We start from the raw sequence: 23,052 nt of genomic DNA, 5'->3' as shown, positions 1-23,052 counted from the left end.
GCGTTGAACAAGACCTGATTAACCCGCGGTTATTGAAGGAAATAACAAGCGCAGCCGTTATTTCTACCTGAAATAGCCTGACAAGGGCCGTTTCCCCGTATTTTGCTTTGTCTTTCTATACCACTATGAAGCTCTTCAAATCTGCCGACCTTATTCGCAAAAGCAAGTATATCAGCCGTGACCTTAGCTGGCTGCGCTTCAACTACCGCGTTCTTGACCAAGTGCAGGACACCAGCCGGGGTATTTTTGATAAGCTTAAATTCCTGGCTATCACCAGTTCTAACCTCGACGAATTTTTCATGATTCGGGTTGGGTCGCTGTATAATTACCTGGACTACGGCAAGGAGCGGATTGACTACTCGGGCCTGCGGGAACTGCCGTTTCGGCGCAAGCTGCTGGACTTCGCGCACCGTTTCGTGAACGACCAAAGCCTGACCTACCTCAACGAGCTGAAGCCCAACTTTGAAAAGAACGGCTTCAACATCCTGAAGATGTCGGACCTGACGGAGTTGGAAGTAAAAAAGGCCGACGGCTACTTCAAAAACACGGTGTTTCCGTTGCTCACGCCGATGGTGTACGACGCCTACCACGGCTTCCCCCTGATGATGAACCAGATGCTCATCTTCGGCGTGGTGACGCGCATTGGCAACAGCCTGGGCCTGGATGCCGATTCCGACAAGGGGCAGGAGCGGCTCACCTTCGTGCAGATTCCCCAGAACCTGACCCGGTTTTTTGAACTCACGCGCAAAGACAAGGTCATTTTCGTGCCCATCGAAGAAGTGGTGCGCGAGTTTCTACCGCGGCTGTTTCGCAACGTGGAGATTGTGGCGGCCAACCTTTTCCGCATCACGCGCAACGGCGACTTTACGCTGGAAGAGTCGGACGACATCGACAACGACTTTATCAAGGAAATTCAAGTGGGCCTGAAAACCCGCAAGCGCGGCCGCGTGGTGCGCGTGGAGGTAGAGCCCAACGCCTCGCCGGTGCTCATGAACGTGCTTCGCGAGCGGTGGAACATCGACAACGGCAACGTATTCGTCATCAACTCGCTCATTGACCTGAAAGGCCTGTGGCAGATTGTGCGCCACCCCAATTTCCGGAGTCGGTCGGCCAAACTGCCCGCCACGGTGGCCCCGCTTAGCCTGCCCGAAGGGGCCGACGAGAACCTGTTTGAGTACCTCAAGCACCACGACGTGCTGCTGCATCACCCCTACAACAGCATCGAGCCCATGGTGCGCCTGCTGGAGCAGGCCGCCGTAGACCCGCACGTGCTGGGCATCAAACAAACCATTTACCGGCTGGCCGACGACTCCCGCGTGAGCGCCGCGCTGCTGAAAGCGGCCGAAAACGGCAAGCACGTCTCGGTGCTGTTTGAGGTGAAGGCACGGTTTGATGAGGAGAAGAACATTCGCGAAGGGGCCCGGCTGGAGAAGGCCGGCTGCTTTGTGATTTACGGCGTGAGCAAGTACAAGACGCACACCAAGCTGCTCATGATTATCCGCAAGGAAGGGGAGAAGGTGACGCGCTACGTGCACATCGGCTCGGGCAACTACAACGAGCAGACCTCGCGCCTCTACACCGACGTGAGCCTGCTCACGACCAACGACGTGTACGGGCACGACGTGTCGGAATTCTTTAATGTTATCACCGGCCACTCGCAGCCCGACGATTACGAGTACCTCATCACGGCGCCCAAAGACATGCGCCAGCAACTCATTCACCTCATTCGGGAGGAAGTGAAGCACGCCAAGAAAGGGCAGCCGAGCGGCATTGTGATGAAGATGAATTCGCTCGAAGACAAGGAGATTATCGACGAGTTTTACAAGGCGGCGAAGTCGGGCGTGCCCATCCGGTTCATCGTGCGCGGCATCTGCTGCCTGCGCCCGGGCCGCCCGGGTCTGAGCGAAAACATCGAAGTGCGCAGCATTGTGGGCGAGCATCTGGAGCACACGCGCCTGTTTTATTTCCACCACGGCGGCGAGGCCCGGGTGTACGCCGGCTCGGCCGACATCATGGTGAGGTCCTTCGACCGGCGCATCGAAGCCCTGTTTCTGATTGTTAATCCACAGCTTAAGCGGGAGGCTATCAATATTCTGATGATGAATATGATGGACAACCAGAATAGCTACGTGATGCGCGAAGACGGCGCCTACATCCGGCAGCATCCCGCGCCTGGCGAACCGGTGGTAAACGTGCACCGGGACTTCTTCAAGCGCGACGAAGCGCAGCTTGCCACCGCAACGCCCGACGGCCTGCTGGCACTGCTGGACGTGCAGGCCCAGCGCCGTCTTGATGTAGCCACGGCCCTGGTGGCGGCTGAAGAAGCCGCGGTGCTGGCTGCCAGCGAGGCAGCCGAGGCTAGCGCCGATGATGCCTTCGGGGAGGGCGAACCCGAGGAGACTTGCGAAGACGATGCCACACCAGTGGGCCACATCGACGAGGAAAACGTGAGTGCTGATGTCGAACGGGCTTAACCCATTTTCGAAGCCCTGGGGCATATTTCATCTCAAGCTGATTTTCCATTTATAAAAGAAGAGCCCGCTGCTACTGCAGCGGGCTCTTCTTTTATGGTCTGGTGTGGGTGTTAATCCATCTCGGCGGGCTGGTTTTGGACGTCGGGCACAGGCAGGTGTGCCGGGTGCCCCGTTTCCGGGGTAGAGTTCAGGTCGTCGAAAAAGTCTTCGAAGAGGGACTGCAGCATACCGTCTTTCAGGCCAATGTCGGGCACAATCATGCTGCTGATGCCAGCCCATTCCATGGCCGAGAGGTAGATGTGGCCGGCGGGTACGATGACGTCGGCCCGGTCGGGGTTGAGCATGGCCACGTTCACGCGCTCCTCCATGGTAAAACCCGAGAGGCGCGTGAGGATGCTGTCGATGCTGCGCTTGGTGATGGGCTTGTTGGGCGCGGCAGGCGAGAGGCTGTAGATTTTGTTGATGTTGCCGCCCGTGCCAATGGCGCGCGTGACGTGGTGCTTGCGGGCGTGCTCGCGCACCCAGGCTTCCATGCGGGCCCAGAGCTCGGCCTGGGCTTCGGTGTTGGCGTCGCCGCTTTCTTCCTGCTGCATGCGGCGGATAGAGCCGATTTCGAAGGACTGCGCGGCCACCTTGCGGCGGTCGTGGTAGATGTTGAACTCGGTGCTGCCGCCGCCCACGTCGATGTGCAGGTAGTGCTTGTTGTCTTCCAGCAGGTGCTCGATGACGCGGTTGATGTAGAAGGCCTCATCCTGGCCGTCAATGACCTTGATTTCCATGCCCAGCTCCTGCTGCACGCGGGCCGCGATGGCCGCGCCGTTGCTGGCCGAGCGCATGGCCGAGGTGGCGCATATTAGGTAGTGGCACACCTCGTGCACCTCCATGAGCAGTTTCAGCGAATGCAGGAACTTGATAAACTTCTCTTCCTTGGCCGGCAAAATCTGACCGGAGGCAAACACGTCTTCGCCCAAGCGCATGGGATAACGCACGTATTCCACGCGTTTCAATCGGTAGCGCCCCTCGTAATAAAGCACCGCTGATATCTGGCACCGAACGGCATTGGACCCAATATCAATGGCGGCAATTTTGCGAAGGGGATAATTCATGGGCACGAAATTACAGTAGAATAGCCAGGAGAGAGTCTAAAAGGCTTCCGGTTGCTGTGAGTGGGTGAGCGGAATGCGGCGCTGCTGCCTGACTATTTGTCGATGCGAAAGCCCAAGCCAAACTGAATCAGGTTGTTCTCTTCGGACATCTGATAGGAAATGGTGAAGGCTAGCGTTTCGGCCACTGGCGCGATGTAGAAGCCGCCGCCGTATCCGGTGTGCCAGCCACCGGGTGAACTGCCTTGGTAATACACGCGCCCCTGGTCGTAAAAGCCAAACACACCGTAGTAGAATGGCAGAAAACCGTTTTTGACTTGCCCCAGCGCCAGCCGCAACTCCGTGTTGTAATACAAGCTGGCATCGCCGGAGAAGCGGTTGCGGTAGTAGCCGCGCAGCCCCTCGCGCAAGCCCAGCGACGTGAATTTGTAGAACGGGATGTCGGCGTCGCGGCCGTAGTTTTTAGCACCGCCGCCTTTCACTACCAACGTAATGGGAATGCCCAGCCGGGCCGTGCCGTAGTATTCGGCAAAGCCCTGCGTGAGCCCGAACGTGCTTTCTGAACCCGACAACTGGCGGTAGGTATCGTGCTGAGCCCGCAGGCGCACGCCCCGCCGAGCAAAGGCCTGGCGGTCGCGCAGGTCGAGGTCGAATACGGCGGATAGGCCCAGTAGGCGCTGGGTGCTGGAGTTGGGGCGAATGTCGGTGCCGCCGGGGGTGGTGTTGAGCAGGCCGAGGTAGCTGGTGGGCGCAAAATCGGTGACGAGGTATTCGTAGGTGGGGCCCACCCGCACCACGCTGCGCTGCAGAAACACCCGCTCCAGAAACGCATTGAGGGTGACGCCGCGGTAGCGCGCACGGTAAAACCGGTCATCGAACTGGTCCTGGCTGAAGGTGGTATTGTTGCCCAAGCCGAAGAAGTTGTAGTAGGGGAAATAATTGCCGTAGCTCACTTCCCCACCAGCATCTGCCTTGCCGATGGCGTAGCGGTGGCGCGTACTGGCTGTGAGCTGGCGCTGGCCCCCGGTGCTGCCCTCGGCCAGAAACGAGTACGTGTTTTTAAAGCCCGGCTTGCGGAAGCCCTGGCGCAGAAACGTGACGCCCGCGCTGGCCCGAAACCCGTCGTTGCCGTTGTAGCCGAGGCCGATGCTGGGCCGGTAGGAGTTGTACTCAAACTGCTCCCGGTCGTATTCGTTGACGCTGGCCCGGGGGCTGGTGCGGTTGTCGGATTCGGAGCCCAGCTGCAGGTCGGTATCCGGCACGTCGTACACTTTGGTGAGGGTGCGCAGGCCGCTGGCCGTTGAGCTGTCGAGGATGCGGTCTTTGCCATCGCCGCCTATCACGCGCACCAGAATGCTGTGGCTGCCGCCGTCTCCCGTCACCGTAAAAATGTCCCGGCCATCAAGGCCGTAGAGGCACACTTCATCGGTTTCACGAGGTTTAAAAGTGCGGTCAAACAGGGCCGGACCGTTGGGCGATTCCCCCTCTTTTGCCCGGTCAAACATCTGCACACGGACCTGACCATCAGGCAGCCGGTTCACCAAAAACACCTCGCCTTTGTTGCTGCCCACCACGTCCACGCGCTTGGCCAGCAGCAGGTAGTAGTCATCCAGCGCTTTAGGCAGCGTTTGAATTCGGGACTTTAACTTCCGATTGAGGTCAGTGCCGGATATGGACTGAATTTCAATGGGTAGCTTACCAACTGCCTCATCGATGGCTACGGGGGTCAGGCGCGACTGCAGATACTTGCCCGCTTCCTGCCACTGCTCGCGGCTGAGGCCCTGCAGCAGGAAGCGGTCGAGGTGGCGAGCAGGCCAGTTCAAGCTTTTCAAGTCGTTAAAGTCCTCGCCGAAATCCTCGATGCTGGGCACGGCCCATTCACGGTTGGCCACGTACGTGAGCAGACCGTTCCAGAGGGTAAAGCTCTGGTCGCGGTCGCGTGGTATGGGACGGTAGAGGGTGGTGCCGTTGGCCTGCTTGAAGCCCGCCCATTTCCAGTTGTCCTCGTGCTTGCCAAAGTCGGCCACCAGCATGTCGAAGGCGCGGGCGCGGGCCAGAGCCGGGGCATCAATGCGGTTGTCGTTGTCCTTGTACAGCTTCCGGAAAAAGCTGAAGCTGCGGCTGATTTCATCGGCCCCGCCAAAGCCGGCCAGGTTGGGCTTGGGGTCTTTCGGACTGTCTTCAAGGGTGCCGAGCAGGCCCGCGTATTGTTCGCGGTAGGGGCCCAGGTGCTGGTTGTCGGGTAGGCGGAACAGCCGCGGCCGGGCATGCAATATATCTGTCTGGTCGAGCAGGGAGCCCGTGACCAACGCCGAGTACGGGTGCGCCGTGGCCGTGATGTCCCGCAGCACGTCGGCCGCGAAAGAGCTGCGCAGCTCGGGCGGCAGAATTTTGGTCACGTCCTTGTCCACCGAGCGGAACACATAAGCGGAGCTATCGGCGGCAATGAGTTTGAGCGAAGTCGTTTGGCGCCCACCGCCCTTGCCGTAGGGGCGCAGGCCGCCTTTCTCAGTGGCGAGGTTCAAGGTGGGCACCGCCACCGGCTGTAGCCAGGAAGAGCGGTAGATATCACCAAGGAAAAACCGTTTACTGGCCGTACCCTTGTATTCAGGGCCCGGCACCACCGTGGTCACTGCCTGAAATGGGGCATCGGGCCGGGCTTCGCCCGCGGCCTGGGCGCTGCCGGGGCAGTCAGTTAGGAAAGGATTGAGCGGTTCGTTGCCAGCAGTGCCTGGTTTGCCCGAAGCGGGCCCGGCGCAGGCCGAGCGAAACAGCGCGGCAGCGTAGGCTTCCCGGGCCGGTTGCCCCTCGCCGCCGAAAGTGTAGAAATGCGTGGTGACCTTGCCATCGGCGAAGTATTCAATGGTAGAATACCCTTCTTCCTTCTGGCTGTATAGGGCGCTGCCCTTAGGCCCCACGTGCTGGCTTTCGGCAAAGCTGCCGCTCACCAAGTGGTAGTTCCCCTGAAATGGTGTGAGCTGCAGGCTGAAGTCGTGGGCCGCGGCGTACACCACGCCGGGGTTGCTCTGTAGAGTGTTGAGCATCTCCCGGCGCAGCTCCTGGTAGCGCGGGTTGGCCAGGTCGCGGGGGGAGCCCACGTTTTGGCGGTAGGCGGCATAGATGGAGCCCAGCACCGGCGGACTCAGGTGGCGCGACAGGGGCTGGCTGCCGCCGTACACGCCGTTGCTCACCACGGGGTGGTGGCCCACCAGTAATACGTTTTTGCCCTTGGTATCGTCGATGATGTCCTGCAGCTGCTCGCGGAACTCCTCTTTGGTGAGGGTTTTGCAGTCGGTATCGGGCGCTTCGGGGCGGTCAAACGGGTGCGTGAACCACGGCGTGTTGATGGCCACCAGGCGCACCAGTGGGGCCACGTCTACCACCTCCGGCCCGGGGCAGCCGTTGGTGGGCATAAAAGCGTTTTGGCCGGACAACTGCTTTTCGATGTACTTCTCAAGGCGGCGCACGGCCTTCAAGCCGGCCGGCCCGGAGTTGGCCCAATCTTTATCGCCGGGTAGAAAATAAATCTTTCCCCGGGGCAGGCCTTTCACCAACGCTATGAAAGCATCGGCCCGACTGCGCTCAATGGCCGCCAGGGCCGTGTCGGTCTTGGCAGACAAACCTTCATTGCCCACAATATCACCCAGATGCACTACCGTAAACGGCCCGGTTTGCTGCTCCAGTGTTTGCCGCAACAGCCGCAGCCGTTCGGTAGGAACGGGGCCCCGCGCGGTGTTTCCGAGGAGGAAAACGGTGTGGGCCGGGGAGGGTGTTTGCGCGTGGGCGCCGCTCGCCAGCATCAGGGCCGATGCCAGCAAGAGGGTAATGGTACGATGCATAAAGACAGGTTATACTCCCTCTTACGACCAATACCGCAAAAAGTAACGGCAAACCCGCTCATCTGCTCATCGCTCCACCCACAAGTTCCGGCTTATCTATTCAGCCGCTGCCAGCTCCTGAAGCACCTTGGGCACGCCCGTACTGGCGGGTTCGACTACGTAGCGCACGCCTTGCCGTCCAGCGGCGGGCTGATGCGGGTCGATGACGTAGACCCGGCAGTCCGATGGGGCGTAGTGTAGCAGGCCGGCGGCAGGGTACACCTGCAGCGAAGTGCCCACTACCAACAGCACATCGGCCGTGGCGGCTACCTCGGCCGCATCTTCAATGAGCGGCACCATTTCCCCGAACCACACGATGTGGGGGCGCAGCTGCCCGCCATCGGGCGCAAGGCTGCCTATCTCAATGTCGCCCGGGCAGTCGTACACTTCGGTCTCGCTGTTCACCGAGCGCATCCGGTTGAGCATGCCGTGCAGGTGTATTACCTCGCTGGAACCGGCCCGTTCGTGCAGGTCGTCCACGTTTTGGGTGATGATGGTGACGCGCCAGCCGGGCGCTTCCTCAAACCCCGCCAGGGCCAGATGGGCCGCATTGGGGGCTACCTCGCGGGCCTGGCGGCGGCGCTGGTTGTAAAAGTCCAGGACCAGCGCGGGGTTACGGGCAAAGCCTTCGGGAGAGGCCACGTCTTCCACGCGGTGGTTTTCCCAAAGCCCGTTGCTATCGCGGAAGGTGCGGATGCCGGACTCGGCCGAGACGCCGGCACCAGTTAAAACGACAAGGTGTTTCATAGCTTATAAATGTAGTGGTACAGTGGCCTGGTAATGCGGGAAATTGCTCAAAAACGGGCCAACTCCTGGCTTCCAAAATCCCATTCCGGCGTGCTCACCACTTCAGCCTGCGGGTCCAGGGCAAACCAGGCGCCCAGTCTGGGCTCATCAATGTTTTTAAGCACATGAATGCTCTGTGCTGGCATGTAGCTCTGGGCCAGCAGCAGGTAGTGCTGACCGGTTACGGGGTGCGCGGCTACGTCCACCACCAGCACCGCGTGGCCCGGCCGGCCGCCGTGAATGAGCACATCGCCGGGCTGCACGCTGGCCAGCGCCACTGGCCGCAAATCCCGGCTGAGCGACAGCGTGCCGGCGTAGCCAAAAGTAGGAACGAGGTAGCTGGCCAGGGCCGCGTGCGTGAGCAGCTGGGCCGGGCGGGAAGCCGGCCGTATGGTTTCGCCCTCCACCCGAAACGTGCGGCCTGCCACGTAGTCGGAAAACCAGAAGTCGTAGCCCGTAGTTAGTCGAAAATGAATCTGGTTGGGGTCGTGGCTGAACACATATTCGGCCCGCAGCCGGATAACCGCGTCGGCGCACTGCTGCAGGTCCTGGGTGCCCACGTCGATGTTGACCACGGCGGCCACCACGTCCTGCCGGCTCTTCTTTTGGCCGGTGTAGGTGAGGGCGGGCGTGCCGGCGGGCCGCAGCGGCAACTACCGCAGCCATTCGCCCCACGAGCCCGCCGCCACCTTCACGCGCTGGCACCCCGCTGGCACCGGAAACCGAGCCGCTACGGTGGCCGAAGCACTTGGTTTAAGCCTGAGCCACGGATAAGTAATGCCGGCGGGCAAGCCCGGCGCCGGCTGAAAGGTGGCGGTCGTGCCCACGAAAAGCACAGCCAGCAGGAAGGAAGTACGCATCAGAAGTGGTGGTGGGGCAAAACAAAAGCCCGCATTATCGCGGGCTTTTGTAAGACAATCTCTGAGTCGATTAACGGCGCCTCGCGGGGTTTATTTCGCTTTGGCAGGTGTTTTTTTGGCCGCTGGCTTGGTAGCAGTTTTGGCAGCGGGTTTCTTAGCGGCCGGTTTCTTAGCAGCCGGCTTTTTAGCGGCGGGCTTCTTCTTGGCGGGAGTATCGGTTTTATCCTCCTTGGCAGCGGGCGCGACTTTCTTGCCGAAGCGGCCGCCTTTGGCGGGTTTGTCGGGGGTGGCATCGGCCAACTCCTGACAGCGTTCCAAAGTCAGCTCGGTGGGCTCCTCACCTTTGGGGATTTTTACGTTTTTCTTGCCCGCCACAATGTAGGGGCCGAAGCGGCCGTTCAGTACCTGAATGTCGGGGTTTTCGGGGAATGATTTGATGAGGCGCTCGGCATCGGTTTTGCGCTTGAGCTCAATCAGCGCCACCGCTTCCTCAGAAGTGATGGTGTGCGGGTCCTGCTCCTTGGTGAGGGAGAAAAACTTGCTGTCGTGCCGCACATAAGGCCCGAAGCGGCCGAGATTGGCCGTCATGTCCTTGCCCTCAAACTCGCCCACTGCGCGCGGCAGCTTAAACAAGTCCAAGGCCTCTTCTAGGGTAATGCTTTCGATGAACTGGCCTTTGCGCAGGTTGGCGTAGGCGGGCTTGGTTTCGCCTTCGGTGTCGCCCAGGGCCACGTAGGGGCCGTAGCGGCCCAGGCGGGCAGTTATTTTCTCCCCCGTCTCGGGGTGCAGGCCAATCTCGCGGGTGCTGCCCAGCGTGCTGCGCTCAATGTCCTGCCCGGCCTCGATGGTCGCGTGGAACTTGCCATAGAAATCGGTCAGCATCTGCGTCCAGTCCTCCAGGCCGTTAGCAATCTGGTCGAACTCATCTTCCACCTTGGCCGTGAAGTGGTAGTCCACAATCACGGGAAAGTGCTCCACCAGAAAGTCGTTTACCACCATGGCCGTATCCGTCGGAAACAGCTTGGCTTTTTCGGCGCCGTAGTTCTCGGTTTTTACCTCGGTGTTCACCGCGGAGTTGTCCAGCGTCAGCACGTGAAACTTGCGTTCCTTGCCTTCGCGAGTGTCTTTTTCCACGTAGCCCCGCTTCTGCACCGTGCTGATGGTAGGAGCATAAGTGGAAGGCCGACCGATGCCCATCTCCTCCAGTTTCTTCACCAGCGAAGCCTCGGTGTAGCGGGCCGGCGGCGATGAAAACCGCTCCGTGGCGCTCAGGCGCAGCAGGGGCAGGGCCTGGCCCACGCTCAGCGGCGGCAGGCCGCGCGAGAAGCTCGACTCGCCGTCCTTGGGCTCGTCTTCGTCCTCGTCATCTCTGCTCTCGGCGTACACTTTCAGGAAGCCTTCAAAGGTGATAACCTCGCCAGTGGCGGTGAACGTGACACCGGGCTGGGAGCTGATGCCAATCACAGCCGTGGTGCGCTCAATCACTGCTTCCGCCATTTGCGAGGCCATGGCCCGCTTGCGAATCAGGTCGTACAAGCGCTGCTCCGACGCATCGGAGCCCGCTTTTACCAGCGCAAAATCGGTGGGGCGAATGGCTTCGTGGGCCTCCTGCGCCGATGCCGACTTGGTTTTGAAGGTGCGTGTGTGGTGGTACTCGGCGCCGTAGGCGGCCGTAATGGCATTTTGGGCACCCGTCATAGCCTCACCCGACAGATTCACCGAGTCCGTCCGCATGTAGCTGATTTTACCAGCTTCGTACAGCTTCTGGGCCACGCTCATGGTCTGCGCTACCGAGAAGCCCAGCTTGCGAGAAGCTTCCTGCTGCAACGTAGACGTGGTAAACGGTGCGGCAGGGCTGCGTTTGCCAGGCTTTTTGTCGAGGCTTTCAATCTGATACGTGGCCCCGATGCAGCGCTGCAAAAAAGCCTCTGCTTCGTCCCGCACCTTGTAGCGGGTGGGCAGCTCGGCTTCCAGCACGGCGCCGCGGCCGGCATCAAAGCGCGCCACAATGCGGTAGGCGCTGGCCGAGAGGTGGGAGGCTACTTCGCGCTCCCGCTCCACCACCAGGCGCACCGCCACCGACTGCACCCGGCCAGCCGACAGGCCTGGCTTTACTTTTTTCCACAGCACCGGGCTTAGCTCAAAGCCCACGAGGCGGTCGAGCACCCGGCGGGCCTGCTGGGCATTCACCAGGTTCTGGTCTACTACCCGGGGATTGGCAATGGCGCTGAGAATGGCACTCTTGGTGATTTCGCGAAATACGATGCGCTTGGTCTTGGCATCGGGCAGGTTGAGCGTTTCGGCCAGGTGCCAGCTGATGGCCTCACCTTCGCGGTCATCGTCACTCGCCAACCAGACCATTTCGGCCTCCTTCGAAAGTTTTTTCAACTGCGCAATTAGCTCGCGTTTGTCGGCCGATACCACGTATGTGGGCTTGAATCCATTGGCAATGTCAATGGCGTTGTTGTCCTTCGGCAAGTCGCGAACGTGCCCATAGCTGGAGCGCACCACAAAATCCTGGCCGAGGTAGCCTTCAATGGTTTTGGCCTTGGCCGGCGACTCGACGATAACTAAATTCTTGACCATGTGAGCGGGTAAGGGTACGGCAAACGAAAGACGGCAGTAGAAAGTGAAACGGCCAGCCGTGCGGAAATGTTAAAATTGGCCGCAAAGATGTGCCAATTATTTCCATGAGCCGGCGCAACCAGCTTTACGGCCGCTGCACCGCGCCCCTTATAAACAGGCCAGTGGTCCTGCCAAGTTCACTACCGCAGCCAATGGGTGTACCTTTGTTTATTAGGGGTTCGTCCCCGTACTTCGCCTTCGCGTTGCCCTCTCCACTCATCCGTTTGATTCCTATACTATATGGCTTCCCCCAAGACTCCGCAACCTAAGGCCCGCCGTTCGGCTGAGCCGGTCGCTACGGAAAACGTCACCGGTGGAATGCCGGATTTCGGCGCCATCTCGTCCCTGGATGTTATACGTACCAACAACGACCTGACCCGCAAAAAAGGCGGCTCGCGTGGTTCCATCGATACGCAGGACCCTGGTTACGTCAACGACCAGCTAAACCGGGTGCTGTATGCCCTCGACGCTTTCAAAAAAGGGGACGTGTCGGTGCGCCTCACCAAGCAGAACGACGACATCTTTGCCGAAATCGCCGAAGCCTACAACTCCATGGTGGAAATGATAGGCGGGGTGGGCGGCGAAGTATCGCGCATCTCCAAAGTGGCTGGCGTGGAAGGCAACCTAAAGGCGCGGGCCTCGGCCGAAGGCGCCGCAGGCTTCTGGCGCGACATGATTAACAACATCAACGGCCTCGTGGACAGCATCGCCGTGCCGGTACTGGAAGTAGGCAAGGTATTGAAGAACATCAGCCGCGGCAATCTGGACGAGAGCTTCCAGATTCCGGTATCGGGCGACTTCAAGCTGATGGCCGAAACCATCAACAAAACAATTGACAACCTCAACATCTTCGCCAGCGAGGTAACCCGCGTGGCCCAGGAAGTGGGCACCGAGGGCAAACTCGGCGGCCAGGCCAGCGTGCCCAACGTGGGCGGCATCTGGAAAGACCTGACCGACAACGTGAACAACATGGCCAGCAACCTCACCGTGCAGGTGCGGGACATTGCCAACGTGGCCACGGCCGTGGCTAAAGGCGACCTGAGCCAGAAAATCACCGTGGACGTGAAAGGGGAGTTCCTTCAGCTCAAGCAGAACCTGAACCAGATGGTGGACTCGCTCAACCTGTTTGCTGGCGAAGTAACCCGCGTGGCCCAGGAAGTGGGCACCGAAGGCAAGCTCGGCGGCCAGGCCAGCGTGCCCAACGTGGCCGGCGTGTGGAAGGAACTGACCGACAACGTGAACAACATGGCCAGCAACCTGACTTCTCAGGTGCGGGACATTGCCAACGTGGCCACGGCCGTAGCCAAGGGCGACCTAAGCCAGAAAGTGACAGTGGACGTGAAAGGCGAGCTGCTCCAGCTGAAGCAGAACCTGAACCAGATGGTGGACTCGCTCAACCTGTTTGCCGGCGAGGTAACCCGCGTGGCCCAGGAAGTGGGCACCGAAGGCCGCCTCGGCGGCCAGGCTTCGGTGCCCAGCGTAGCCGGCGTGTGGAAAGACCTGACCGACAACGTGAACTACATGGCCTCGAACCTGACTTCTCAGATTCGGGACATTGCCAACGTGGCCACGGCCGTAGCCAAAGGCGACCTGACCCAGACGGTTACCGTGGACGTGAAAGGCGAATTCCTGCAACTGAAGCAGAACATCAACCAGATGGTAGCCTCGCTCAACCTGTTTGCCGGCGAGGTAACCCGCGTGGCCCAGGAAGTGGGCACCGAAGGCAAACTGGGAGGCCAGGCCAGCGTGCCCAACGTGGCCGGCGTGTGGAAAGCACTGACGGACAACGTAAACGACATGGCCGCGGCTCTTACCTCGCAGGTGCGAGACATTGCCAACGTGGCCACGGCCGTAGCCCGCGGCGACTTGAGCCAGAAGATGACGGTGAACGTGAAGGGCGAAATCCTGGAGCTGAAGAACATCCTCAACCAGATGGTGGACTCGCTCAACATCTTCGGCGACGAGGTAACCCGTGTGGCCCGCGAAGTAGGCACCGAGGGCAAACTCGGCGGCCAGGCCGTGGTGCCCCGCGTAGGCGGCACCTGGAAAGAGCTGACCGATAACGTAAACACCATGGCCAGCAACCTGACCTCTCAGGTGCGGGACATTGCCAACGTGGCCACGGCCGTATCGAAAGGTGACTTGAGCCAGAAGATTACGGTGGACGTGAAAGGCGAGCTGCTGGACCTGAAGGACAACCTCAACCAGATGGTGGACTCGCTCAACATCTTCGCCGGCGAAGTAACCCGCGTGGCCCGCGAAGTGGGCACCGAGGGTATTCTGGGCGGCCAGGCCAACGTGCCCCGCGTAAGTGGCACCTGGAAAGACCTGACCGACAACGTGAACACGATGGCCAGCAACCTGACCTCGCAGATGCGCGACATTGCCAACGTGGCAACCGCGGTGGCAAAAGGTGACCTGAGCCAGAAAATCACGGTGAACGTGCGCGGCGAGCTGCTGCAGTTGAAGGAAAACCTCAACGAAATGGTGGACTCGCTGAACATCTTCGGCGACGAGGTAACCCGCGTGGCCCGCGAAGTGGGCACCGAGGGCAAACTCGGCGGCCAAGCCACGGTACCCAACGTGCGGGGCACCTGGAAAGACCTGACCGACAACGTGAACACGATGGCCAGCAACCTGACCTCTCAAGTGCGGGACATTGCCAACGTGGCTACCGCCGTATCGCGCGGCGACCTCAGCCAGAAGGTGTCGGTAAACGTCAACGGCGAGCTGTTGGACCTGAAGGACAACCTGAACCAGATGGTGGACTCACTCAACATCTTCGCCGGCGAGGTAACCCGCGTGGCCCAGGAAGTGGGCACCGAGGGCAAACTCGGCGGCCAGGCCAGCGTGCCCAACGTGGCCGGCGTGTGGAAGGAACTGACCGACAACGTGAACTACATGGCCAGCAACCTCACCACCCAGGTGCGGGGCCTGGTGAAGGTGGTAACCGCCGTATCGAAAGGTGACCTTACCCAGAAGCTGACCCTCGAAGCCAAAGGCGAAGTAGCCGAGCTGGCTGATACCATCAACAGCATGGTGGACGACCTGAACCGCTTGGCTTCCGAAGTAAGCCGCGTGGCCAAAGTGGCCGGGGTAGAGGGCAAGCTGACCGAACGCGCCACCGTGGGCGGCGTGTCGGGCTCCTGGAAAGAATTGGTAGACACGCTCAACGGCCTCATCGAATCCATCGCCTCCCCGGTACTGGAAGTGAGCCGCGTGGTGCGCGCCATCTCGGAAGGCGACCTGACCCAGCGCGTGGAAGTGCCCACCACGGGCGACATCCTCGCCATGTCCAACGCCCTGAACCTGGCCGTGGAAAACCTCAACGAGCTGCTCGGCGAAATCAACGATTCCTCGCAGATTGTGGGTACTTCCTCGGAAGAAATGGCCGGCAAGGGCCAGGAGATGAGCCGCGTGACCGTAGACGTGGCTTTGGCCATGCAGCAAATGGCCGAAGGCGCTCAGAACCAAGCTTTGAAAACCGACCAGGCCTTTAAGCTGATTGAAGAAATCATGCAGGCCACCAAGGAAACGGCTAACAAGGCCGACGTGGTAAACAAGTCGGCTATCCTGGGTGAGCAGACCTCGCAACTGGGTCTGAAAACGGTGGCCGAAGTGGTGAAAAACATGGAAGAAATATCCAGTGCCGCTTCCCAGACCTCGCGCACCATTGAAGTACTGAGCACCCGGTCCGGTGAAATCAGCAAGTCGCTGGGTGTGATTACCGACATTGCCTCGCAAACCAACCTGCTGGCCCTAAACGCGGCCATCGAAGCAGCCCGCGCCGGCGAAGCCGGCCGTGGCTTTGCCGTGGTAGCCGAGGAAATCCGCAAGCTGGCCGAAGGCTCCCGCAAGTCGGCCAACGAAATTGCCACGCTGGTTGAGGACGTTCGGAAGGACACTACCTCGGCCGCCACCGCTATTTCGACCATGGAAAACCGGGTATTGAAAGGCAAGAACGCCACGTTCGAAGCCAGCTCAGCCTTTAAGAACATTGCCACCAGCAGCGGCGAAACGCTCCGCACCTCACGCGACATTCTCACAGCTACTGAGGTGCAAAAAGCCTCGATTGGCGACGTGGTGAAGTACGTGGAAGAAGTGGTAGCCATTGCCGAGCAAACGGCTACCGGCACCCAGCAGGTGGCCGGCACCGCCAAGCAGCTCTCCACGGCCATGCAGGAGCTCACCACCAGCTCGCAGCGCCTCACCGACATTGCCGACGACCTGCAGGCGGGCCTCGAAACCTTCCAGCTCAGCTCCTACGAGCCGGAACCCGAGCCGGAGCCCATGCCCGTGCGCCGCGGGGCCAGTGCCCGCGAGGCTTACCGAAACCGCGACTCATATGCTCCGGCACCACAGTCGGGGATGGCTGCCCAGCGGGGACAAAACCATAACCAGCAGCAAATGCCCGACTACGCCGACAACAGCCGGCGCAGTGGCATGGCGCGGCGCACCAGTCGGGGCGAAGCCGCTGCTCCCGAAGCAGCACCCGCCCAAGCCAAGCCCGAACGCCGCGCCCGTCCACAGCGTGCCGAAGCCCCGAGCCCGGCGCCCGCCGCCCGCCCGGCGGCCAAGCCTGCGCCCAAACCCGCAGCCACCAAAAACAGCAAAGCGCCCGCCGACGGCAAGGCTGAGAAACCTACCGCTTCCAAATCAAAAGCCAAAGCCAAGTAATTAAGGAAATGAAGTAGTGAGCAGCCAACCGCCTGGTTCTTGCCAGCGGCTGGCTGTTCGCTACATGTTTCTGATTGCTGACCAACCAACCACCACATGGCCGAGATTGACACCGCCTTTTCTTCCGCAAAACCCGAGCGCGCCAAACCGGCCGAACTGGTTCAGCTCATCGTGTTTCGGCTGGGCGACGAGGACTATGGCATTCGCATTGAGCAGGTGAAGGAAGTGACGGTGACGCCCGATGTGGCCCGGATGCCGAAAACCCCACCCTTTATTAAAGGCATTGCCAACCTGCGCGGCGATATAATCGCCATCATCGACTTGGAGGAGCGGTTCAACCTGCGTCCGGCGGGCCGGCCCTTGCCCGAGCGCAGCTACACGGTAGCCGTGGAAGCTGCCGACTACACGCTGGGCCTGATGGTGCGCGAAGTGCCCCGGCCCTTAACAATGCCGTTGAGCCAGATTGAGGCCGCTCCTGAGTTTGTGCAGGATTCCAGCACCCGCGACAAGTACCTTGAAGGCATTGCCAAGCTGCCCGAAGGCGGCATTATCATCGTACTCGACATGCGCAAGCTGCTCACACCAAGCGAAGTGATGCGGCTGCCGGGCAAAGTGGCATCTTCGTAGCCGCTTCCCCGTACAACCCGGGGCTGAGCCAAAGAGCCCGCCTCTATTCGAATTACAATCAAGTCTTCCATACCCATGAACAAGCGCATTCTCATCGTCGACGATTCATTTTACATGCGCACGATGCTCAAAAACATGCTCACCGATGCCGGCTACGAAGTAGTGGGCGAGGCTGCCAACGGCGCGCAGGCGCTGGAAATGGCCACTTCGACGGAGCCCGACCTGATTACCCTCGACGTCATTCTGCCCGACAACACCGGTCTGGACGTACTCAAGAACCTGCGCCAGATTCAGCCTTCGGCTAAGGTGGTAATGTGCAGCGCGGTAGGACAGGAAATTATTGTGAATGAGGCCATTGAAAACGGTGCTCTCGCTTACATCGTTAAGCCTTTCTCCGAGGAGAAGGTACTGGAAATTGTGGGCGCGGCGTTGCAGAACGGCGCGAGCGAGCAAACCGCGTAAGGTGCAGCAGCCATCTACCCATGCACGACTACAAGCCACCGGCAACGGTGGTTCGTGGCCGCGCGCGGTAGATTTTTTACTTGCCACCGTCATGATGTCCGGCCAATGAAAACGCGCGACCAGGAATACCGGGAGCTCTTCATGGCCGAAGCTTTGGAGTACTACGACTCCATGAGCCGGCATTTGAGCGAGCTGGAACGCAACCCAAACGCGGGCCCCGCCCTTAATGAGCTGTTCCGGCTCATGCACAACCTCAAGGCCAATGCCCGGGCCATGGGCTTCACCGATTTGGGTGAAATAGCCCACCACTTGGAAACCATCTTCGGACTCATTCGGGACAAAGAGCGGGAATTCAGTGGCGCCTTGATTAAGGTGGTCTTTGCTGGCGTTGATGCGCTGGGAAGCATGATACGGGCAGTGGGGGCCAGCCAGCCCTTGCCGGATGCCACCGCTCTGCTCGAGAACCTGGACCGCGTGGTGCGCGGCGAAGCCCCCGTTCTTGACGAAGCCGAAGCGGGTGAAACCGAAGAAGAGTCCAACCGCAAAATGGAGCTCTCGGACCTGGTATACATCCAGGTCAAAAAGCTTGATAACCTGCTCAACCTTGTGGGCGAGCTGGTGATTGACCGCGACCGGATTATGACCCTGGCCCAGGAGCTCGACAATCCGGCGTTGCTGGCTACTGCCCAGCACCTGTTCCGCATTTCCGACGACCTGCAGTACAGCGTGATGGATGCCCGCCTGGTGGGCGTGGGCGTGTTGCTCAATAAATTTCCCCGTGTGGTGCGCGACGTGGCCAGTGCCGAAGACAAGGAAGTGGAACTGACCCTGAGTGGCCAGGACGTGCAGATTGACCGCAACATTCTGCAAATCATCACCGATGCCCTGCTGCACCTTGTGCGCAACGCTGTCAGCCACGGCCTCGAAACCACCGAAAACCGCCTGAAAGCCGGCAAGCCGGTTGTAGGAAAACTCACGCTCTCGGCCATGACGGAGCGCGACGACGTGCTGCTCCAGGTGCGGGACGACGGCCGCGGCATCGACACCGAAGCCGTGCGACGCAAAGCGGTGGAGCGCGGCCTGACCACGGCCCATACTGCCGCTGGGTTGGATAAAGAAGCCGTGTGGGCTTTCCTGTTCGAGCCCGGCTTCTCGATGGCCCAGAAAGTGACCGATATTTCGGGGCGCGGCGTGGGGCTCGATGTAGTTAAGCTTGCCCTGGATTCGTTGGGTGGTCAGCTGCGGGTAGATTCCGAAATGGGCGTGGGCACCACTTTTACACTGGTTCTGCCCACTTCCATCGCCGTTAAGGGCGCTTTGCTCGTAGAGGTAGATGAGCGGCCCTATGCCATTCCGCTCATGCATACCGACACCGTGCTGGCCCTGCACCCCGGACAGATTTCGGTGGTGGGTGGCGTGATGGTCACCCATTTACACGAGCAAAGCGTGCCACTGGTACCGTTGCGCCAGCTTTTATACGACGAAGGCGTCGAGCCCTTGCCAGCGGCCAACAAAAGCGACATTGAGGGCACGCAACACGTATTGGTAGTCAATTACAATAACCGCCGCCTGGGCTTGGTGGTTGACCGGTTCATGCGTCAGCAGAACATCGTCATAAAGCCCCTTAGCAAGCCTCTGGACACTATCGACCTGTTCGGGGGCGTCACCCTGCTCGGTAGCGGCCAAGTCTGCTTGGTGCTGGACGTGCCCGCGCTCACCCGTTTGTTTCTAGCCAAACGGCCTTAACTTTTCCTTTCATTCATCCCAGTCCTCGCAGCTGCACTTCCCCTATTATCGACGTTATGGATTTATCGATGACCGACTTAGAGCGTGATATAATTCGCGAGATTTTGAACATTGGCCTGGCCCGCGCCGCCGATTCGTTCGCCGTAATTGCCCAGGAACGGGTTTTGTTGGAAGTGCCGAACATTGACTTGCTCGTGAGCGACGACATAATGGTTCGGGTGCGTGAGTACCAGGCCAAGCACGTTCCGATTCAATCCGACATTCGGGGCGATTTCAATGGCACGACGCTGATGTTCTTCTCCGGCCAGCACATACAGCGCCTGTCCCGCGTGTGTTTGCGCATGCAAACCACCGAAACCCTCGATGTGAACGAGCTGCAGGAATCGCTGCTACTGGAGATTAGTAACATCATAACCGGTGCGCTGGTCACCCAGCTGGCTAACATACTAAAGGCCAACATCTACGGTGCGCCGCCTACCGCCCCGCACGGTGATATTGCTGAAATAATGAACAGCCTGATGCCCGAGCACCAGCTTCAGCCCCTCATTTTCTCGGTCATCACCCAGTTTTCCGACAAAGACAACATGGTGGAGCTGCCGCTGATGCTCTTTTTTGACCGCGAAACGTTCACGAAGATTCTCGAAATCATCCGCAGCTACGACTTTCTGGGAAGTCAAATGTCGGCCTAGGCCTTCGTACCATTTTCCATGGGGAAGCTGGGTTTGAGCGTCATTTTTGCCGGCGTGCTTCCCCGGTGCCCTTAGTGTCAGCCCAACGCCGCCAGTGGATTTATTCCTTTTGGCGGCCTTGGTTTTTATACTCTAACTCCCAATACATACACCGATGTCTAAACACGAGGCCGCGCGAGCCAAAAAAATAGCTTCCTTCGACCCCAATGCGCCCGGCGATGCCGCTGGTGGCTTGTTTGGCCTGCCCTTCACGCCCGAGGAGGCCCAGGTGGTGGTGGTGCCCGTGCCGTGGGAAGTAACCGTGAGCTACCGCGCCGGTACCGCCCAAGGTCCTGCCGCTATCCATGAGGCCTCCCTGCAGGTAGACTTGTACGACCCAGACCTCCCCGAGGCCTGGAAACTGGGCCTGGCCATGGAAGAGGAAGACGAAACCATTCTGCAGGCCAGCAACAACCTCCGGCCGCAGGCCGCCGGCTACATCACCTGGCTGGAGGAAGGCCAGCCCGAAGACGGGACTAGCACCCACAGCAGCGTGCCCGCCCGGGTCACGGCCGAAGGGGTGAAAATGGTGCAATGGCTGAAAGAAAAAACCGGTGCCCTGCTCGACGAAGGCAAGGGCGTGGTGGTACTTGGCGGTGACCACAGCACGCCGCTGGGCTACCTGCACGCGCTGGCCGAGCGCCACCAGGAGTTTGCCATATTGCAGTTCGACGCGCATTGTGACCTGCGCCCGGCCTACGAGGGCTTCAAGTACTCGCATGCCAGCATTATGCACAATGCCCTGGAGCTGCCGCAGGTGAAGAAGCTGGTGCAGGTAGGCATCCGCGACATGTGCCAACAGGAGGCCGAATACATTGCCACTTCCAATGGCCGGGTGGCGCTGTTCAGCCAGCGCTTTTTGAGCGACGAAAAATTTGCCAAGAAATCCTGGAAAAAGGTGTGCGGTAAAATCATCGCCCAGTTGCCTCCCAAAGTGTACATCAGCTTCGACATCGACGGGCTGGACCCCAAGCTGTGCCCCGGTACCGGCACGCCCGTACCCGGCGGCCTGGAGTTTGAAGAAGCCACCTACCTGATTCGCTCCATAGTGCGGTCCGGCATCACCATCATCGGCTGTGACCTCAACGAAGTAGCACCTGGCGACAGCGACTGGAACGGCATTGTGGGTGCCCGCCTGCTCTACCAACTTTGTAATTGGATGGCCGTATCACAAGGCCGCCTCACTGCTAAGGGCATGGAGGTAGCTGATTAATTTGTTTTCACCTCAAGCTCTTTTCACATGCTCGGTTTTATAATAAAATTCATCCTCACGGCCGTGCTGGTATACGGCCTCAGTATGGTGCTGCCCGGCGTGGTGCTGACTGGTTTTGGGGGCGCGGCTATTTTGGTGCTGGTGCTCGGTGTGCTGAACGCCGTTGTGAAACCTATTCTCAAAATTCTGGGCTTTCCCATCACGGTACTCACCCTGGGTCTGTTCCTGCTGGTCATCAACGTCATCATCGTTAAGCTGGCCGATTTCATGATGAGCAGCTTCGATGTGCACGGCCTGCTCAATGCGCTGCTGTTCAGCATTGCATTGTCCATCGTAAATGCTGTGGTTGACTTAGTTGTGGATTAGCGAACGGAAATTCCTTTATTAAAAAAAAAGTCCCTGCTGATAATTCAGCGGGGGCTTTTTTTGTAGTGTCAACCTTTGGCTGCTGCTATTGGCGCTGATGCTACTGAATACGCCGAATATCCGCACCCAGCGCGTTCAAACGCTGGTCGATGAACTGGTAGCCGCGGTCAATCTGCTCCACGTTAAGGATGGTGCTGGTGCCATCAGCCGATAGGGCGGCAATGAGCAAGGCCACGCCAGCCCGGATGTCGGGCGAGGTCATGGTGATGCCGTTCAGGCGCTTGGTGTGGTCGAGGCCGATGACGGTGGCGCGGTGCGGGTCGCAGAGGATAATCTGAGCGCCCATGTCGATGAGCTTGTCCACGAAAAACAGGCGGCTCTCGAACATCTTCTGGTGAATAAGCACCGTGCCCTTGGCCTGGCAGGCCACCACCAGCACTATGCTAAGCAGGTCGGGGGTGAAGCCAGGCCAGGTATGGTCACTTACCGTGAGAATGGAGCCGTCCAGATAGGTGGCAATTTCATAGTGCGGCTGGGCCGGAATGTGAATGTCATCGCCCCGGAATTCAATTTGGATGCCCAGCTTGCGGAAGGTGTCCGGGATGAGCCCCAACTCGGGAATCTGGCAGTCTTTGATGGTAATTTCGGAGCCGGTCATGGCGGCGAGGCCAATGAAAGACCCGATTTCTATCATGTCGGGCAGCATGCGGTGCTCGGTGCCACCCAGGCTTTGCACGCCCTCAATAGTGAGCAGGTTCGACCCGATGCCCTGGATATTGGCGCCCATGCGCACCAGCATGCGGCACAGCTGCTGCAGGTATGGCTCGCAGGCAGCGTTGTAGATGGTGGTGGTACCTTCGGCCAGCACGGCGGCCATCAGGATGTTGGCCGTGCCCGTCACAGAGGCTTCGTCGAGCAGCATATGCGTGCCCGTTAGCTTACCTTCTACTTTGATGCGGTAGAAATCCAGGCCTTCCAAGGTGAGCTTGCCACCGAGCTTCTCCAGCCCCAAAAAGTGGGTGTCCATTGGCCGGCGGCCAATTTTATCGCCGCCTGGCTTAGGCAGCTGGCAGCGGCCGAAACGGCCCAGCATGGGCCCCAAAATCATGACCGAACCCCGCAAAGAGCCCGCCTGTGCCACAAACTCCGGCGTATCCATGTAGTCGAGGTTTATGTGCTCGGCCTGGAAAATATAGGTATCGGTGGCCAGTTTGCCCACTTTCACGCCCAAATCGCGCAACAGCTCAATGAGCTTGTTGACGTCACGGATGTCGGGGATGTTGCTAATGGTAATCGGCTCCGACGTCAGTAATACCGCGCACAGAATTTGGAGAGCTTCGTTTTTAGCGCCCTGAGGCGTGATTTCACCGTGCAGTGGTTTGCCACCGCGTACTTCAAATGCTGCCATATGTTTATCTGTAATCGGTATTCTGAATTGGCAGAACGTCATGCTGAGCTTGCCGAAGCATCTCTACCGCGCAACTAAGTTAAATTAGTGTAGCGGTAG

The 23,052-nt window shown here is 59.6% G+C and carries 15 protein-coding genes; 8 read left to right on the top strand and 7 right to left on the bottom strand.

The window, feature by feature from the left end; genetic code table 11:
- The first annotated feature begins 125 nt into the window (after nucleotides 1-125).
- Nucleotides 126-2,474: a polyphosphate kinase 1 gene (gene ppk1, locus BEN48_RS06940; RefSeq protein ID WP_083320836.1), complete on the top strand. Its 2,349-nt coding sequence runs from the start codon at nucleotides 126-128 to the stop codon at nucleotides 2,472-2,474.
- Between the two features lie 110 nt (nucleotides 2,475-2,584).
- Here the strand turns inward: ppk1 and BEN48_RS06935 are convergent, their stop codons facing one another.
- From BEN48_RS06935 to topA, 6 genes are all read right to left on the bottom strand, one after another.
- Nucleotides 2,585-3,580 (bottom strand): Ppx/GppA phosphatase family protein, encoded by a 996-nt coding sequence (locus tag BEN48_RS06935; RefSeq protein ID WP_070733877.1) that lies wholly within the window; start codon nucleotides 3,578-3,580, stop codon nucleotides 2,585-2,587.
- Nucleotides 3,581-3,672: 92 nt separating this feature from the next.
- A complete protein-coding gene (locus BEN48_RS06930; protein ID WP_125932514.1) occupies nucleotides 3,673-7,416 on the bottom strand; it encodes a ShlB/FhaC/HecB family protein in 3,744 nt (1,247 codons plus the stop codon).
- Between the two features lie 96 nt (nucleotides 7,417-7,512).
- Nucleotides 7,513-8,202 (bottom strand): SIR2 family NAD-dependent protein deacylase, encoded by a 690-nt coding sequence (locus tag BEN48_RS06925; protein ID WP_070733875.1) that lies wholly within the window; start codon nucleotides 8,200-8,202, stop codon nucleotides 7,513-7,515.
- Nucleotides 8,203-8,249: 47 nt separating this feature from the next.
- Nucleotides 8,250-8,894, bottom strand: coding sequence for a DUF4846 domain-containing protein (locus BEN48_RS06920; protein ID WP_070733874.1), 645 nt, complete (start codon nucleotides 8,892-8,894; stop codon nucleotides 8,250-8,252).
- Complete coding sequence (locus BEN48_RS06915; RefSeq protein ID WP_070733873.1) at nucleotides 8,895-9,101, bottom strand: hypothetical protein; 207 nt, start codon at nucleotides 9,099-9,101, stop codon at nucleotides 8,895-8,897.
- Nucleotides 9,102-9,191: 90 nt separating this feature from the next.
- On the bottom strand, nucleotides 9,192-11,687 hold the full coding sequence (gene topA, locus BEN48_RS06910; protein WP_070733872.1) for a type I DNA topoisomerase: 2,496 nt from the start codon (nucleotides 11,685-11,687) through the stop codon (nucleotides 9,192-9,194).
- Nucleotides 11,688-11,966: 279 nt separating this feature from the next.
- Here topA and BEN48_RS06905 point away from each other — a divergent pair, with 279 nt between their 5' ends.
- From BEN48_RS06905 to BEN48_RS06875, 7 genes are all read left to right on the top strand, one after another.
- On the top strand, nucleotides 11,967-16,403 hold the full coding sequence (locus tag BEN48_RS06905; RefSeq protein WP_241502202.1) for a methyl-accepting chemotaxis protein: 4,437 nt from the start codon (nucleotides 11,967-11,969) through the stop codon (nucleotides 16,401-16,403).
- A gap of 96 nt (nucleotides 16,404-16,499) precedes the next feature.
- A complete protein-coding gene (locus tag BEN48_RS06900; protein WP_070733871.1) occupies nucleotides 16,500-17,030 on the top strand; it encodes a chemotaxis protein CheW in 531 nt (176 codons plus the stop codon).
- A gap of 75 nt (nucleotides 17,031-17,105) precedes the next feature.
- Nucleotides 17,106-17,492 (top strand): response regulator, encoded by a 387-nt coding sequence (locus BEN48_RS06895; protein ID WP_070733870.1) that lies wholly within the window; start codon nucleotides 17,106-17,108, stop codon nucleotides 17,490-17,492.
- A gap of 105 nt (nucleotides 17,493-17,597) precedes the next feature.
- On the top strand, nucleotides 17,598-19,238 hold the full coding sequence (locus BEN48_RS06890) for a chemotaxis protein CheA (protein ID WP_070733869.1): 1,641 nt from the start codon (nucleotides 17,598-17,600) through the stop codon (nucleotides 19,236-19,238).
- A 56-nt stretch (nucleotides 19,239-19,294) separates the two neighbouring features.
- The gene (locus BEN48_RS06885) at nucleotides 19,295-19,927 is read left to right on the top strand and encodes a chemotaxis protein CheC (RefSeq protein ID WP_241502201.1); all 633 of its coding nucleotides are present in this window, start codon (nucleotides 19,295-19,297) and stop codon (nucleotides 19,925-19,927) included.
- A gap of 154 nt (nucleotides 19,928-20,081) precedes the next feature.
- The gene (locus BEN48_RS06880; RefSeq protein ID WP_070733867.1) at nucleotides 20,082-21,179 is read left to right on the top strand and encodes an agmatinase family protein; all 1,098 of its coding nucleotides are present in this window, start codon (nucleotides 20,082-20,084) and stop codon (nucleotides 21,177-21,179) included.
- Nucleotides 21,180-21,206: 27 nt separating this feature from the next.
- Nucleotides 21,207-21,545 (top strand): phage holin family protein, encoded by a 339-nt coding sequence (locus BEN48_RS06875; RefSeq protein ID WP_070733866.1) that lies wholly within the window; start codon nucleotides 21,207-21,209, stop codon nucleotides 21,543-21,545.
- A gap of 100 nt (nucleotides 21,546-21,645) precedes the next feature.
- On the opposite strand, the gene murA is transcribed toward BEN48_RS06875, so the two are convergent.
- Nucleotides 21,646-22,953 carry a UDP-N-acetylglucosamine 1-carboxyvinyltransferase gene (murA, locus tag BEN48_RS06870; RefSeq protein ID WP_070733865.1) on the bottom strand — a complete coding sequence of 436 codons (1,308 nt, stop codon included), beginning with the start codon at nucleotides 22,951-22,953 and terminating at the stop codon, nucleotides 21,646-21,648.
- Nucleotides 22,954-23,052: the final 99 nt, after the last annotated feature.

This window comes from Hymenobacter glacialis (assembly GCF_001816165.1).
Taxonomy (GTDB): domain Bacteria; phylum Bacteroidota; class Bacteroidia; order Cytophagales; family Hymenobacteraceae; genus Hymenobacter; species Hymenobacter glacialis.
Note: the sequence above shows the minus strand (reverse complement) of the source record. Positions and strands in the feature narration are given on the sequence as shown.